The organism is Pseudomonas sp. SORT22, assembly GCF_018417635.1.
Taxonomy (GTDB): domain Bacteria; phylum Pseudomonadota; class Gammaproteobacteria; order Pseudomonadales; family Pseudomonadaceae; genus Aquipseudomonas.
The window spans coordinates 562388-578007 of record NZ_CP071007.1 but is presented as its reverse complement, the minus strand read 5'-3'; the positions used below and the strand labels follow the sequence as shown (position 1 = coordinate 578007).

General features: G+C 61.0%; 13 protein-coding genes. 6 read left to right on the top strand and 7 right to left on the bottom strand.

Features of this window, described 5'->3' with window-relative positions; genetic code table 11:
* Window positions 1–18 precede the first annotated feature (18 nt).
* A complete protein-coding gene (locus JYG36_RS02705; protein WP_213603039.1) occupies window positions 19–939 on the top strand; it encodes a nitrilase-related carbon-nitrogen hydrolase in 921 nt (306 codons plus the stop codon).
* On the opposite strand, the gene gbcB is transcribed toward JYG36_RS02705, so the two are convergent.
* Complete coding sequence (gene gbcB / locus JYG36_RS02700; RefSeq protein WP_093378723.1) at window positions 860–1960, bottom strand: glycine betaine monooxygenase reductase subunit; 1101 nt, start codon at window positions 1958–1960, stop codon at window positions 860–862. The two genes, JYG36_RS02705 and gbcB, sit on opposite strands and share 80 nt — an antisense overlap.
* 286 nt (window positions 1961–2246) lie before the next feature.
* Between gbcB and gbca the strand changes: the two genes are divergently transcribed.
* Window positions 2247–3539: a glycine betaine monooxygenase oxygenase subunit gene (gene gbca, locus JYG36_RS02695; RefSeq protein ID WP_115084934.1), complete on the top strand. Its 1293-nt coding sequence runs from the start codon at window positions 2247–2249 to the stop codon at window positions 3537–3539.
* Between the two features lie 1110 nt (window positions 3540–4649).
* Here the strand turns inward: gbca and etfB are convergent.
* The 6 genes from etfB to JYG36_RS02665 all read right to left on the bottom strand — a co-directional run bounded on the left by etfB (window position 4650) and on the right by JYG36_RS02665 (window position 12510).
* Window positions 4650–5420: an electron transfer flavoprotein subunit beta gene (gene etfB / locus JYG36_RS02690; protein ID WP_045202289.1), complete on the bottom strand. Its 771-nt coding sequence runs from the start codon at window positions 5418–5420 to the stop codon at window positions 4650–4652.
* 15 nt (window positions 5421–5435) lie between these two features.
* Window positions 5436–6659, bottom strand: coding sequence for an electron transfer flavoprotein subunit alpha (etfA, locus tag JYG36_RS02685; RefSeq protein ID WP_213603037.1), 1224 nt, complete (start codon window positions 6657–6659; stop codon window positions 5436–5438).
* Window positions 6659–8608: a dimethylglycine demethylation protein DgcB gene (gene dgcB, locus JYG36_RS02680; protein WP_213603034.1), complete on the bottom strand. Its 1950-nt coding sequence runs from the start codon at window positions 8606–8608 to the stop codon at window positions 6659–6661. The genes etfA and dgcB overlap by 1 nt, the downstream gene beginning before the upstream one ends.
* Window positions 8609–8711: 103 nt before the next feature.
* Window positions 8712–10772, bottom strand: coding sequence for a dimethylglycine demethylation protein DgcA (gene dgcA, locus JYG36_RS02675; RefSeq protein WP_093378706.1), 2061 nt, complete (start codon window positions 10770–10772; stop codon window positions 8712–8714).
* 15 nt (window positions 10773–10787) lie between these two features.
* Window positions 10788–11318, bottom strand: coding sequence for a 4-vinyl reductase (locus tag JYG36_RS02670; protein WP_045202287.1), 531 nt, complete (start codon window positions 11316–11318; stop codon window positions 10788–10790).
* A 214-nt stretch (window positions 11319–11532) separates the two neighbouring features.
* Complete coding sequence (locus JYG36_RS02665; protein ID WP_123565301.1) at window positions 11533–12510, bottom strand: dipeptidase; 978 nt, start codon at window positions 12508–12510, stop codon at window positions 11533–11535.
* 258 nt (window positions 12511–12768) lie between these two features.
* Between JYG36_RS02665 and JYG36_RS02660 the strand changes: the two genes are divergently transcribed.
* The 4 genes from JYG36_RS02660 to JYG36_RS02645 all read left to right on the top strand — a co-directional run bounded on the left by JYG36_RS02660 (window position 12769) and on the right by JYG36_RS02645 (window position 15616).
* Complete coding sequence (locus tag JYG36_RS02660) at window positions 12769–13536, top strand: hypothetical protein (protein ID WP_093378697.1); 768 nt, start codon at window positions 12769–12771, stop codon at window positions 13534–13536.
* 54 nt (window positions 13537–13590) lie between these two features.
* Window positions 13591–14244, top strand: a complete 654-nt coding sequence (locus JYG36_RS02655; protein ID WP_213603032.1) for a hypothetical protein — start codon at window positions 13591–13593, stop codon at window positions 14242–14244.
* Between the two features lie 72 nt (window positions 14245–14316).
* Window positions 14317–15054 carry a hypothetical protein gene (locus tag JYG36_RS02650; protein WP_213603030.1) on the top strand — a complete coding sequence of 246 codons (738 nt, stop codon included), beginning with the start codon at window positions 14317–14319 and terminating at the stop codon, window positions 15052–15054.
* A 154-nt stretch (window positions 15055–15208) separates the two neighbouring features.
* The gene (locus JYG36_RS02645) at window positions 15209–15616 is read left to right on the top strand and encodes a lysozyme inhibitor LprI family protein (RefSeq protein ID WP_213603028.1); all 408 of its coding nucleotides are present in this window, start codon (window positions 15209–15211) and stop codon (window positions 15614–15616) included.
* Window positions 15617–15620: the final 4 nt, after the last annotated feature.

Genomic DNA, 15620 nt, shown 5'->3' with positions numbered 1-15620 from the left:
ATTTTCAGGAGAGCACACATGAACACATCATCACTGCCGCTGCGCATTGCTTGCGCCCAAGTTGCACCGAAAGTTGCCGATGTAATCCATAACCGCGAAGTTTCCAATGCAGCGATCATCGAGGCCGCCCGGGAAGGCGCGGAACTGGTCGTGCTGCCGGAGCTTATGCAGAGCGGCTACGTGTTTGAAGACCGCGACGAAGCCTTGAGCGTTGCCGAGGGTTTATACGACGCCACGGTCAAGGGTTGGTTCGCCCTCGCCCGGCAACACGAGATCATGGTGGTGGCCGGCCTGTGCGAACGCCTGTCGGCAACCGAAGTCGCCAACAGCGTAGTGCTGATCGAGCCTCAGGGCTGGATCACCTGCTATCGCAAGGTGCACCTGTGGGACCGGGAAAAACTCATCTTCACACCGGGCGAACAACCGCCACCCGTTGTGCGAACGGCCAAAGGGCGAATAGCACTGATGATCTGTTATGACCTGGAGCTCCCGGAGTGGGTACGCCTGGCTGCGCTGAATGGTGCACAGTTGTTGTGTGCGCCCGCCAACTGGCCAGAATTCCCCCGCCCTCCCGAGGAGCGCCCGGCAGAAATCGTCCGGGTTCAGGCGGGGGCAGCAGTGAATCGCATGTTCATCGCGGTTTGTGATCGCCATGGCAGCGAACGCGGGGTCGACTGGGTGGGCGGTTCAACCATTGTCGATGCCGACGGCTTTCCCCTGGCTGGCGCCAGCAGCCTGCCCGAAGCGCAACTGCTGCTGGCCGACCTGGACCTGAGCGACGCCGACTACAAGTGGATCAGCGACCACAACCATGTCCATGAAGATCGCCAGCCGCAGCTTTACGGCGGTGTCTGCAACACTAGTACTCAATCCGTACGTCACCCTTCGGCACACTGCAGCAGGACAAAATATAACCCTCCGCCACATCGTCATCAGTGATGCCACCGTTGTGTTCCATCTCCACTTCGCCGCCCAGCTTGAGCACCTTGCAGGTGCCGCAGATGCCCATGCCGCAGGCCTTGGGGATCATCAGCCCGAGCTTGGCCGCCGCCGCGTGCACGGTCTCGCCCGGGGCGACGCGGATGCTCTTGCCGGTGGCGGTGAATTCGACTTGGTGCAGGTCGCCGGCGTCCACCTCGGCAGCTTCGGCGGCTTGTTCGGCGTGTTCCACGGCATCGGCCTTGACCTCGGCCGGGGTCGCGCCGAACGACTCTTCATGGTAGCGGCTCATGTCGTAGCCGCTACTTTCCAGCAGGCGCTTGACCGCGTTCATGTAGGGCGTCGGGCCGCAGCAGAAAATCTCCCGTTCCAGGTAGTCCGGGGCGATCAACTCCATCAGCTTCTGGTTCAGGTAGCCGCGATAGCCCGCCCAGGGCTCGCCCAAGCCGTGCTTCTCGCAAATGATATGAAGGCTGAAGTTGTCGATCCGCGAGGCCATGTGCTCCAGCTCGCGGTGATAGATGATGTCTTTCGGCGAGCGCGCGCTATGAACGAAAACCATGTCGACATTGCCGTTGGTGTCATAGAACCAGCGGGCCATGGACATCACCGGGGTGATGCCGACGCCGCCGCTGAGGTACAGGACCTTGGGGCTGGGGAAATCCATGGCATTGAACAGCCCGACCGGGCCGTGTACCGCCAGCTCCTGGCCTTCGTGCAATGTATCGTGCAGCCAGTTGGAGACCTTGCCGCCGGGCACGCGCTTGATGGTCACCGAGAAACTGTAGGGCACCGACGGCGAGCTTGAGATGGTGTACGAGCGCATGATCGGCTCGCCATCGATCTCAAGCTCCAGGGTGACGAACTGCCCGGGCTTGAAGAAGAACATGATCGGCTGATCGGCCATGAAACAGAAGGTGCGCACGTCCCAGGTTTCCTGGATCACCTTGACGCAACGGACGATGTGGCGGCCGTTGGCCCAGGTCTGGGTGCTGACCGGATTGAGGAAGCTGTTGGACATGCTCGTCTCCACGGCCGACTGCGGCCTGATGGCTGCGATTCTGCTTAAGCCGCGCAGGCGACACTTACCTATCCGCGACATTGGCGTGCTTATCGCGACCAGCCCCCGGCCACGGGGGCTTACGCGTCGGAAACGGATCTGATCATGTCGTCCATGGATATGGTTCCTGCGCCCTTCGAACGCACACTCCATCGCACATGATCCTGCTGTACTTGAGCCTTGCGTCGCCATAACAACGATTAGCCACTTTCACCGGCCACAAGCACTGGCCATGAGGACCTACACGATGGACGTCACCGCAACTTTGAGTCTGGGCGATCCACTGGAACCTGCACGCAAGGCCACCGCCGAGATGCTGCAGAGCCGCGAGCGGACCTTCTCGCTGCCACAGCCGTTCTACTGCGACGAGCGCCTGTTCCAGATCGACATGGAAGAAATCTTCCAGAAGGAATGGCTGATCGCCGGGATGACCTGTGAAATCCCGACCAAGGGCAACTTCATCACCCTGCAGATCGGCAAGAACCCGATCCTGGTGGTGCGCGGTGCCGAAGGCCAGGTGCACGCCTTCCACAACGTCTGCCGCCATCGCGGTTCACGCCTGTGCACCAGCGACAAGGGCAAGGTTGCCAAGTTGGTCTGCCATTACCACCAGTGGACCTACGAGCTGGACGGCCGCCTGCTGTTTGCCGGCACCGAAATGGGCGCCGATTTCGACATGAAGCAGTACGGCCTCAAGCCTGTGAACGTCAAGACCGCCGGTGGCTACATCTTCATCAGCCTGGCCGAGAACCCGCCGGCGATTGACGACTTCCTCGCCACCCTGACCCACTACATGGAACCCTACGACATGGAGAACACCAAGGTGGCGGTGCAAACCACCTTGATGGAGAAGGCCAACTGGAAGCTGGTGCTGGAAAACAACCGCGAGTGCTACCACTGCAGCGGCTCGCACCCTGAACTGCTGAAAACCCTGCTGGAATGGGACGACGTCACCGACCCACGCGCCGACCAGGCGTTCAAGGACCACGTCGCCGCCTCGGCTGCCGCCTGGGATGCCGAGAAGATCCCCTACGCCCACGCAAGCTTCGGCCTGCGTAACCGTATCGTGCGCATGCCGCTGCTCAAGGGCACGGTGTCGATGACCCTGGATGGCAAGCAGGGCTGCCAGAAGCTCATGGGCCGGATCAAGAACCCGGATCTCGGCTCGATGCGCATCCTGCACCTGCCGCACTCGTGGAACCACTGCATGGGCGATCACATCATCGTCTTCACCGTATGGCCGATCAGCGCCCAGGAGACCATGGTCACCACCAAGTGGCTGGTGCACAAGGATGCGGTTGAAGGTGTGGACTACGACCCGGCGCGCATGCGCCAGGTGTGGGACGCCACCAACGACCAGGACCGGCGCCTGGCTGAAGAGAACCAGCGTGGGATCAACTCCACGGCGTATCAGCCCGGGCCTTATTCGAAGACCTATGAGTTTGGCGTGGTTAATTTCGTCGATTGGTACAGCGAGCGGATGCTGAGCAACCTGGGGGCGGCGCCGGCGCCTTATCTGAAGGGTGTGGCTGCGCAGTAACCTTATCGCGGGGCAAGTCGAGGCGTCGCACCGCCGCTCCCACAGGTAGCGTAGGCCTTTAGAGGCGCGAGCTGATCCATTGGCGATGCTGCTCACACTTCACCTTTGCGCCTTGTCGGCGAATGGACCGGCGATGCACGAGAAGCGAAAGCAAAAAAAGCGCTCTGCTTCTAGATGTACGTAATTGCAGACGCCACCGATCGTCCCTTGCAGAAGGCCGAGTGGAACCCTTGCGTAGTGGGGCGACGGCCATGGATGGCCGGCGAGCGCCGCAGGGCCAGGGACGGCCCTTCGGCGCGCCCCCACGGGAGCAAGGGTGGAAGGAGGGAACCCGGAGCGCAGCGCAGGGCCGATGAAGGGACAGGGCGTTTTTGGTTACTTTTGCCGCCAAGCAAAAGTGACCCGCCGTAAGGGCGGAAGGCGCCGGTAGCGCCTCATCATCAAATGGATCAGCTCAAACACAGCCTGGCTGCCCCAATACTTGCAAGCTGCTTAAGACAGTTGCTCCCACCGGATTTGTAGGTACCTGTAAATCCTGTGGGAGCTGATCAAATTTTGACCATACCCCGCAAAACCCCGGCCTTACTGGGGCCCTCGATAGAACAAACACTTTATCCACAGGACAGCCCACAGCTAATGTGGGCAAGTCGTTGTTTTTCCCACTAAATTTTATTGATCAATATTTGATCAAATCTCTGCGCGCCTTTAAATACAAGGCTCACAGCGGAAGGCGAACACCTTATCCACAGAGACGCCAACAGACTTTGTGTGCAAAAGTCGCAGCGGTGAAAAAGCGTTGTGGATAACGCCCTGAACAACCGAAAAAACGGGCGTGGGCAGGCATAAACACGGCAATTGGCTAGTTTTTGATCAACCGTGCGCAGCCCTTGCCACACGGGCCTCTCAGCCATGGGCGAACATATTATCCACAGACCCGCCAACAGCGATTGTGGGCAAACTCAGCCGAGCCAGAGGGAGAAAACCTCGAAAAATCCACAACTTAGCTTGATCATTTTTTGACCATAACGCCGAAGGGCACGCAATGCGTGCCCTGCAGCCATACACGAACACTTTATCCACAGATCGGCCAACAGACTTTGTGAGCAACTGTCAGCGTAATACGCCCTCTTCCACCAGCAGCTTGAGGATGGCTTGCGCGCCGTCTGCGGGGCAGAGGTCCTTGAGTACTTGCCCACCACCGCCACTGGCCTTGGCGGTAGCAGCTTTCATGCGGTCGGCGCCGCTCTTGGCCTTGATCACTTTCAGGCGCTTGGGCCGTGGCTTGGCCGGCTGCAGCTCGGCGCTTGTGAATAACTCGTCTTCGACAACATCCACCTGGCGCGCTGCCAACACCCCGCGCCGGGCCGGGCCAAAGGCGCTCTGGCGCGGCTTGGGCGCGGCGTTATCCACAGTCGCCAGCAGCGGCAGGCGTACCTTCAGACGCCGCCGCTGGCCCCGTGGCAGGGCCTGCAGCACTTGGGCGACACCATTGTGGATAGATTCAACTTCGGCCAGGCCCACCACCAGCGGCCAGCCCAGACGCTCGGCCAGCAGGAACGGCAGCATCCCCGAACCTTCGCCGGTTTCCGCCTGGCTGCCGGTCAGCACCAATTGAGCGCCAGCGTCGCGCAGGTAATCGCCGAGTACGCCCAGGGCATCGGCGCCATGTGGCTGTTCGAGCACGTCGATGTGCTCCAGGCCCATACCCAGGTAAGCGCGCAAGGCCGGCTCCTGCGGGTCGCCGGCGTGCAGCACCTGCAAGTTATCCCCAGCCAGCTGCAGGCCCAGCTCTACCGCCCGGGCATCCTGCTCGGCACGTCGAGTGCGGCCAGAGCTTGGGTGGGCACCGATTGAAACCAGACTGATGACCTTGGTGTGCATAGTTATCCCCTGCCCTCAGGCCGCATCGCGCTTGACGTCGTTGCGGTAGTTTTCCACAGCCTCGATCAGCGCCTGGAGAATCGCCGCGCTGTCGCCGATCACCGACAGGTCGGCACGCTTGATCATGTCGCAGCCCGGGTCCATGTTGATCGCCACCACTTTGTCGCAGGCGCCGATGCCCTGCAGGTGCTGGATCGCCCCGGAAATACCCACAGCCAGGTATACCCGCGCGGTCACCCAGGTACCGGTGGCACCGACCTGGCGATTGCGTGGCATAAAGCCGTCGTCCACCGCTACCCGCGAGGCGCCTTCGGTCGCGCCGAGGGCCACGGTGGCGCGGTGGAACAGTTCCCAATCCTTGACGCCATTACCGCCCGAGACAATGAATTCGGCCTCGGCCATGGCGATGGCCGCCGGATCGACGGCCACCGGGCCGAGGTCTTCAATGCGTGACAAGCTGCGCACAGCACTTGTGGATAACTGCACCGGCAAGGCTTCATGACGGGTTTCACTGACCGGTTCCGCACATTCGGCGGCTGCCAGGATCAAGCGCGGCAAGCCGCGGACCAGGTCTTGCTGGCCAGCGCCGGCGCGGCCGCTGCACTGCCCGTCCTTGACCTGCCAGACCCGAGTCGCCGGGCGTTCGCCAATGGCCGCAGCAAAGCGCCGGCCCAGCTCGCCGCCACCCGTGCGGCTGTCTGGCAGCAACCAATGGCGTGGGCTGTACTGGTTATCCACAGCGCGCAGGCCCTGCACCAACTGCTCCGGTGCGTAACCTGCGAACTCGTCACCTTCGATGACCAGCAGGCGATCGACGCCGGCTGTGGAAAAGTTGCTTTCCTTGTGTTCGCCAAACACCACTGCCAGCACCGCGCCGTCGCTACCGGCCAGGCTGTGGGCCAGGCCCAGCAGGTCGCGGTCGTGACTGCCCAGGCGACCGCCGACCATGTCTGGAACCACGGCGATGTAGAACGCCGGCTGTGCCACCTGGTGCAGCAGCAATTGCACCACGGCCGCAGCCGTGCGCTTGCTGCTGCCACCCTGCTGGGCGCCGCTGCGGTCGATGCGCTTGAGGCCATTGGGGCCGATGAAGCCAACCCCGTGCGGGTTCTTGCGAATGATGCCGTTGGGCCCCATCCAGCTGTGTTGCTGGCCCTGCTGCATGGCCGCATGCAGCGGGTGCAAGCGGTTGCGGGCGATCCACTCGGCGCGCGGATCACGGCGAATAATGTCGCTCATCAGTGCACCTCCGCAGGTTCACGCTGTGCCGGAGCGGGTTTGCTCGGCGCCGCCGGTTCTTCGAGAATGGCGTCGGCAACCAGTTCCGCCAGGTCCTTGATCAGCGGACGCGGTTCGACTACGCCCTCAAGCATCGCCGTGCACTGTGGACAACCCACGGCCACCAGCTCGGCGGCGGTTTCGCGGATGTCATCCATACGCATGTCGGGGATCCGTTGTTTGCCCGGAATATCGGTAATCGGCGCTCCGCCGCCACCGCCGCAGCAGCGCGAACGCAAGCCCGACCGCTGCATCTCCCTGACCTCGATGCCGAGAGCGCGCAATACCTCGCGCGGCGCCTCGTACTCACCGTTGTAGCGGCCCAGGTAGCACGGGTCGTGGTAGGTCACGCTGCCGCCCTTGTGCTGGCCCAGGTTGAGCGCGCCTGCGCCAATCAGCTCGGCGATGTAAGTGCTGTGGTGCTGCACCAGGTAGTTGCCGCCGAAGGCCCCGTATTCGTTCTTGAGCACGTGGAAGCTGTGCGGATCGCAGGTGACGATGCGCTTGAAGCTGTACTTGGCCAGGGTCTGGATATTGCGCCGGGCCAGTTGCTGGAAGGTCGCTTCATCGCCCAGGCGCCGGGCCACGTCACCGCTGTCGCGCTCTTCCAGGCCGAGCACGGCGAAGTCCACTTGCGCGGCTTTGAGCACTTTGACGAAAGCGCGCAGGGTGCGCTGGTTGCGCATGTCGAAGGCACCATCGCCGACCCAGAACAGCACCTCGGCGGTCTTGATGTCGCCGAGCAGGTTGAGGTTGAGGTCCGCCGCCCAGTTCATCCGCCCGCCCGGGGCGAAGCCGCCGGGGTTGTCGGTGGCGATCAGGTTGTCCAGCACCTCGGCGCCCTTGTTCGGTGTCGCGCCTTTTTCCAGGGTCAGGTGGCGGCGCATGTCGACGATGGCATCGACGTGCTCGATCATCATTGGGCATTCCTCGACGCAGGCGCGGCAGGTGGTGCACGACCACAGGGTCTGGGCATCGACCAGGCCGTTGACGATCGGCTGGTGCGGGTTGCCGCCATGCTCGCCAATGGCTTTGCCAGGATAGGGGCTGCCGGCAAACTTGGCATCGGTACCACCGGCCAGGCCAACGACCATGTCCTGGATGAGTTTTTTCGGGTTCAGCGGCTGGCCGGCGGCAAACGCCGGGCACACGGCCTCGCACTTGCCGCACTGCACGCAGGCGTCAAAACCGAGCAATTGGTTCCAGGTGAAATCCTTGGGCTTTTCTACCCCCAGCAACGCTTGCGGGTCTTCCAGGTCGATGGGCTTGAGCCCGGTCGAACGGCCACCGCCAAAGCGCTCGGCACGCCGGTGCCAGGCCAGGTGCAGGGCACCGGCGAAGGCATGCTTCATCGGCCCGCCCCAGGTCATGCCGAAGAACAGCTCGGACACGCCCCACAACACGCCAAGCCCCAGCAGCGCCACCAGCAGCCAGCCGCCGAAGCCTTCGGGGAGGATCCCGGCGACCGGCAAGGTGGCGATGAAGAAGCTTGCGGCGAACACCAGCAGGCTTTTCGGCAAGCGCATCCATGGGCCTTTGGACAGCCGCGACGGCGGATTGAGCCGGCGTTTGTAAACGAACAGCGCACCGGCAAACATCAGCACAGTAGCGAACAGCAAGGCGTAGCCGAGAATCTTGTTATGCAGGCCGAAGCCATGCACCAGGATCGCCAGCACCGCCGCCAGGACAAAGCCGCCAGCGGTGGCCACGTGGGTGTTGGCCATGTACTTGTCGCGGGCGACCACGTGGTGCAGGTCAACCATATAGCGCCGGGGCATGGCCAGCAGGCCGCCGAGCAGATCGACCTTCGAAGGCCGACCCTGGCGCCACATCCGCACGCGCCGCAGCGCGCCCAGGACAGCAAGGCCCAGGGCGGCGAACAGGAGGATGGGGATAAGGGTGTTCAACATTTAGAGGCACCTTTCAGGTGCAAGCCTCAAGCCTCAAGCCGCAAGCCAGGGCAACACCGCGCTGCTCTTGCTTACCGCTTGAAGCTTGCCGCTTGCAGCTGCCTTAGAAATCCTTACAAAGCCGGAGTGCATCGTAGATAGCGGCATGGGTATTGCGCTGCGCCACGCAGTCGCCGATGCGATACAGCAAGTAGCCTTCGCCCGGCTGGCTGAGAATCGGCTGCGGCTTGATCGCGAACAGCGCTTCGATGTCGATCTGGCCCTTGTTGCGCGAGCCTTCCTTGAGGCCGTAGTACAGCGCCTCGTCCGGCCGTACGCCGTTCTCGATCACCACCTGGTCGACCACCCGCTCCTCTTTGGCGCCGGTGTATTCGTTCTCCAGCACCGCCACCAGTTTGTCACCCTCGCGGTAGACCTTTTCCAGCATCAGGTCGCCAGTCATGATCACTTCTTTGGGGTACATGCTGCGGTAGTAGGTCGGGAACGACGTGCCACCAATGGCCACGCCCGGCTTGATGTCGTCGGTGACGATCTCGACCTGGCTGCCCTTGTCAGCGATGTAGTCGGCCACCGACATGCCGGTGAATTCGCAGATGGTGTCGTACACCAGCACGTTCTTGCCCGGCGCCACCTTGCCGTCGAGCACGTCCCAGCTGCTGACCACCAGCCCTTCGGCGGCGCCCCAGTGTTCGTTCTGCTCGATGAATGGATGGCCGCCCACCGCCAGCACGATGATGTCCGGGCGCAGGTCTTGAATGGTGTCGATATCGGCGGCAGTACCCAGGCGCAAGTCGACCTTCAGGCGCGCCAGCTCCAGCTGGTACCAGCGGGTGATACCGGCGATCTGGTCGCGCTGCGGCGCCTTGGCGGCAATGCTGATCTGCCCGCCGATGGCGTCCTTCTTCTCGAACAGGGTGACGTCATGGCCGCGCTCTGCTGCCACGCGCGCGGCTTCCATGCCCGCAGGCCCGGCGCCAACCACCACCACCTTGCGCTTGGGTCCGGTGCTTTTCTCGATGATGTGCGGCACGCCCATGTATTCACGGGAGGTCGCGGCGTTCTGGATGCACAGCACGTCCAGGCCCTGGTACTGGCGGTCGATGCAGTAGTTGGCACCCACGCACTGCTTGATCTGGTCGATCTGGCCCATCTTGATCTTGGCGATCAGGTGCGGGTCGGCGATGTGCGCACGGGTCATGCCGACCATGTCGACATAACCGCCTTCGAGAATGCGCGTAGCCTGGTTCGGGTCCTTGATGTTCTGCGCGTGCAGCACCGGCACCTTGACCACTTCCTTGATGCCGGCTGCCAGGTGCAGGAACGGCTCGGGCGGGAAGCTCATGTTGGGAATGACGTTGGCCAGGGTGTTGTGGGTGTCGCAGCCCGAACCGATCACGCCGAAAAAATCCAGCATGCCGGTGGCGTCGTAGTACTTGGCGATTTCCTTCATGTCCTCATGACTGAGGCCATCGGGGTGGAACTCGTCACCGCAGATGCGCATGCCCACGCAAAAGTCCGGGCCCACTTCGGCACGCACGGCCTTGAGCACTTCCAGGCCGAACTTCATCCGCCCTTCAAAGGTGCCGCCCCATTCGTCGGTGCGCTTGTTGACCCGCGGGCTCCAGAACTGGTCGATCATGTGCTGGTGCACCGCCGACAGCTCGACGCCGTCCAGGCCACCTTCCTTGGCCCGGCGCGCGGCCTGCGCGTAGTTGCCGATCACCCGCCAGATTTCTTCTGGCTCGATGGTCTTGCAGGTGGCCCGGTGCACCGGCTCGCGCACCCCCGATGGCGACATCAGGGTCGGCCAGTTGAAGCCGTCCCAGCGCGAGCGACGGCCCATGTGGGTAATCTGGATCATGATCTTGGCGCCATGCTTGTGCATGGCGTCGGCCAGGTTCTGGAAGTGCGGGATGATGCGGTCGGTCGAGAGGTTCACCGACGCCCACCATTCCTGCGGGCTGTCGATGGCCACCACCGAGGAGCCGCCGCAAATCGCCAGGCCGATGCCGCCCTTGGCTTTCTCTTCGTAGTACTTCACGTAGCGCTCGGTGGTCATGCCGCCATCGGTAGCGTAGACCTCGGCGTGCGCAGTGCTCAGTACCCGGTTGCGGATGGTCAGTTTGCCGATCTGGATCGGCTGGAACATTGCTTCGAAAGCCATGGCGGGATCCTCGACTTACAACGGCTTGACGATGAACAGGCCGTCGTCGTGGCCTTCTTGCGAACCGCCGTAGACCTGCTCGGCGACCGTGCGAATGTTGCTGCCGCGGGCGGCCAGGATCTGGTCCATGGCCCCGGCGAACCAGCCGGTGAACATGTAGTCGACCTTGCGCCCGACCTTGCCGTACACATACACGAACGCCGAATGCTCGAGCTTGACGCTGGCGGTGCCCTTGTCGAGGTCGATGTCCTGGATCTTGAACAGGCCCCAGCCGCGCTGGGACAGGCGCTTCATGTAGTGCTCGAACACCGCCACGCCTTGCAGGCCGTGGCATTCGGCCTCTTTCTCGCACCAGTGCCAGGCAGACTTGTAGCCGGCCTTGTAGAGGATCTCGGCATAGGCCTCGGCGCCCAGTACTTCCTCGATGCCCATGTGGTTGTTGACGAAGAAATGCCGCGGCACGTACAGCATCGGCAGGGCGTCGCTGGTCCAGACACCGGTTTCGCTGTCGACTTCGATAGGCAATTGCGGGGCAATCTTGGCCATGGAAACTGAACTCCAGAAATGTGGTATTCACGATGCAAAGCCGCTTTGGCTTTGCTCTTCAATAAACAGCCGCTGTGAATGCCTTTGGAGCCGTAGCGAGCACGTCGAGAGCAAGGAAGGACCGGAGCGAAAGGCGAGACAGTACCGAGGTACGGCGAGCTTTTCGCGAGGACCTGACGCAGCTATCGGCGAGCGGAGTAGGCTCCAGAGGTATTCACTCGCCCCAGACGTCCTTTAGAACGTTGACCCAGTTCTCGCCCATGATCTTGCGCACCACGCGCTCGGAGTGGCCGCGTTTGAGCAGGGTCTCGGTGAGGTTGGGGAACTCGCCCACGGTGCGGATGCCCAGCGGGTTGATGATCTTGCCGAAGTTGGTCAGGCGCCGGGCGTAGCCCTTGTCGTGGGTCAGGTACTCGAAAAAATCCTGGCCGTGGCCTTGGGTGAAGTCGGTACCGATGCCGATGGAGTCTTCACCAACAATGTTCATGGTGTATTCGATGGCTTCGGCGTAGTCGTCGATGGTCGAATCGATACCCTTGGCCAAGAACGGCGCGAACATGGTAACGCCGACGAAACCGCCGTGATCGGCAATGAACTTGAGCTCTTCATCGGACTTGTTGCGCGGGTGTTCCTTGAGCCCGGAAGGCAGGCAGTGGGAGTAGCACACCGGCTTTTTCGATTCGAGGATGACTTCTTCGGAGGTCTTGGAACCGACATGGGAGAGGTCGCACATGACCCCGACGCGGTTCATCTCGGCGACAATCTCGCGGCCAAAGCCCGATAGCCCGCCGTCACGCTCATAGCAACCGGTACCGACCAGGTTCTGGGTGTTGTAGCACATCTGCACGATACCCACGCCCAACTGCTTGAACACCTCCACGTAGCCGATCTGGTCTTCGAAGGCATGGGCGTTCTGGAAGCCGAAGAGGATGCCGGTCTTGCCCAGTTCCTTGGCCTTGCGGATGTCGGCGGTGGTGCGCACCGGCATCACCAGGTCGCTGTTGTCGCGAATCAGCTTCTGGCTGGCGGCGATGTTGTTGACCGTGGCCTGGAAGCCTTCCCAGACCGACACTGTGCAGTTGGCTGCGGTCAGGCCGCCCTTGCGCATGTCCTCGAACAGCTCGCGGTTCCATTTGGCAATGATCAGCCCGTCGATAACGATGCTGTCTGCGTGTAATTCGGCTGGGCTCATCAGGCTGTCCCCTTTATTGGTAAAACCTGCGCCGAATCGTCTGCCGGCGCTTTGGAGCCAGCATATGCCTAGGGGGAATGTCGCCCAGATGCAAAAACGACAGGGGAATTGCCGAAAGCGTCAACGCCTGCTGAAGGGGGGCAGTTTGTGCCGCGGCGAACCCTGGGAATAGAAGCGCGTCCCTCTGGGTTGCAGCAGTGGTCGCTCTATCATTGCTCGACCAGCCAGGAGGCTGGCGCCCTTTACAGGAGTAACGACATGCTGCAATCGGATCAACTTGACTTCATCAGTTCCCTTGAGTTGCCTGCCCGCAAACCCGTCATCGCCACTCGCGCGGCGTTTGCGGCAGCACCCACCCTCCCGGGAGTCGCCTTCGACGAAAACACCGACAATGGCGTCGTCGTCGGTGAAAGTGCCATCGGCCTCACTGACTCGCTGTCGGAACAAAACAGTATTGATGTAATGAACTGCATCTCCCTCATGCAACAAGGGGCAGACAAGAAGTTCGACAAGGAAACCCAGCGCAAGCAGTGGTATGAGTTCTACACCAAAGGCCTGGCGACATTGGGATGGAACACCACCAACAACGCCTCTCAGCTTTACACCCCACGCGCCAGTGAGTTTTCCATGGACCAGATTGCCCTGGAAATCATTGGCGCGGTGTCCGGGGGCGGTGCATTCAGGAGCATTGCGGAAAAAACCCTGAATGGCCTGCAAAAAGACCAGGGCGCACTGAACCTGCTGGAAAACAACAGCGCCTCGGAATCCTTCGGCACCTTCCAGATTCTTCCGTGCCTCGAGTCCAGCAAGGGTCAGGTAGCGATGGTGCTCAATTGCCTGGAGTTCAAGAAACAGGTCAGGACCAAGCGCGTGCTGTTTTTCAAATTCAAGAAAACCAATGTGACCATCTATCGGGCTGCTAGCCAGGTTCAGTTGAACACCAATCTGTATGCCCGCATCCGTTCTGCGGTAGAAGACAAACTGGCCGGTGGTGCAGAAAACTTTCTTGAGCAATTCGAGATTTGATACTTCGCGTGCCGATGCCCGGCATCGGCACTGCCCATCGCAAGGAGTGCCAACATGCCCAATGCTTTCGAGAATTATATCAACGCTGCGCAGATTGCCTGTTTATCCACGCACCTGCCTGTGAGCACCAAGGAAGACATATTGAGATCGAGCCTGCTCGCGCAAATGTCTGCCGACAAACAGCCGTATCATTCTATCCAGGCGTGGCACTCGCACTACAGTAAGGCGCTCGGTAAGTTAGGCTGGGTTTTCACCACCGAGCAGTTGACCGAATACACCTCAAGCCTGGGAAGCACAATCACGCTAATGGAACTGCTTCAGCAGGTTGCCCATCCCTATGCGATTCCAGCGCAGGTGTGGACTGCATTGAACGAGCCGGGTCAGCCCGACCAAAAAAAAACTGTTCTGCGCCAATCTGCTTTTAAACCGCTGCCTGGCCAGGACCGCCTGTTGATCACTATTGAAGTGCTGATTGCGCGTTCGTCAACGGCGATCAAGAAGATCAGTCTGGCCCTGGAGACTAAACCCTTTAACGTCACCGATGACTGGCTAAAGCATTCGTTTGCCTGTCAGGACATTCTGTGCCCAATCCAGATCCGCCACAGTGATGCCAGTCTCAAAGCAAGCTACAGCAGCCTGAGGAGCACCGTGACCACCAAACTGGGTAGTCACATTCAGCAACTCACCTTCGAACTTCCCCACCCGTGAATCGCTGGCTATTCCACTGATACTGTCGCACTGGTCAATCCTGGCAATGCGGCAGTATCCGAGCCCCTCGCCATGAACACCTCTATGGATTCAAACCCGATAGCTATTCCACCGGCACTAACGCCGGCAACTCGCAGCCTGGTCAACTATCACAATAACACTCTATCGGGTGCAGTGAATGCTGCGGTGGCAGCGGATAGTGTCCTCAGTTTCAGTGACCGACTGACAGATACGCGGCGCAAGAGCGTGTTGAACAGCACACTTTTTGCGCAACTGTTGGCTCAACAACAAACGCCCCCGGGTCAGGACTGGTTTGCCAGCTACTGTGCGATCCTGGCAACCCTGGGCTGGCGCTTCACCGGCGTCTGGAAAAAACAGCTCGAGCTGTATCACCTGCATTGGACATTGCTCGAATTGGCGTTCTCTACCGTTGCACAGAACTCGCCCGTGCTGGACCTCGCGCAAGTTCAACAGGTCAACAGAACGTTCAGGGCGCTCCTGCAATCCACAGCTGCCCGGGAAGTGTTCAGAATCGGCAATGACAACCACGCGTTCAACAGCTTTCAGTTCATCCCTGTCAACGAGCGGGCCAACGGTCTATTGGATGTCCAGTTGCACAGGCTGGAGCTTTCGTCTGCTGTGCCAGTGACAAGCCTCCTTGACCGTCAGCGGCTTGAATCCAGAGCCATGGTAAAACTGGAAATTCACCAGGTGCAGTTTCATCCCCCGGGAAATCACGCCATACAGCAAATGATCCAGGAGCGTCTTGGCCAGATGGCCGAAACATTCATCGTCGGCCTGATGATCTGAACTGCCCTGGATAGAGGGCTCGATACTTCACGCCTCAGGCGGTTTTGGTCTGGGCCTGGTGAGTTTACAGGCGCAACGGCTACCCTGTTCTTTGCTGCGGCGCTGAGCGAGAATCGGCGCCCATGTTCGCGCAAACTTTCGGAGGATGTCGCAGATGAGAACAATGGTAGGCCTGGCCCTGGTATTGCTGGCATTCGGCGCCCATGCCGAGGACGACGAAAGCACCCCGTGCGACAACGTCGACACCGACCAGCAAAGCTATGCGTGCGCCCAATACAGCCGCACTACCGCCGAACGCGAACTCAATGCCGCTTTCGATGACCTGCTGCAGCGCATTGGCGAGCAGTACGGCGGCCAGCAAGCCAAGGTCGACGAGCTGAGCAAGCGCCTGCGTGACGCCCAAGCCATCTGGAAGCAACTGCGCGACGCCGATTGCAAGGTCGAGACCTATGACCAGCAACTCGGCAAGGCTTTCGATGCGGCCTTGAACACCTGCATTGCCCAACGTAGCGATGATCGCTCCGAATATTTGCAGTCCCTGGGGCTGCAGAACTCCGATTGAGACC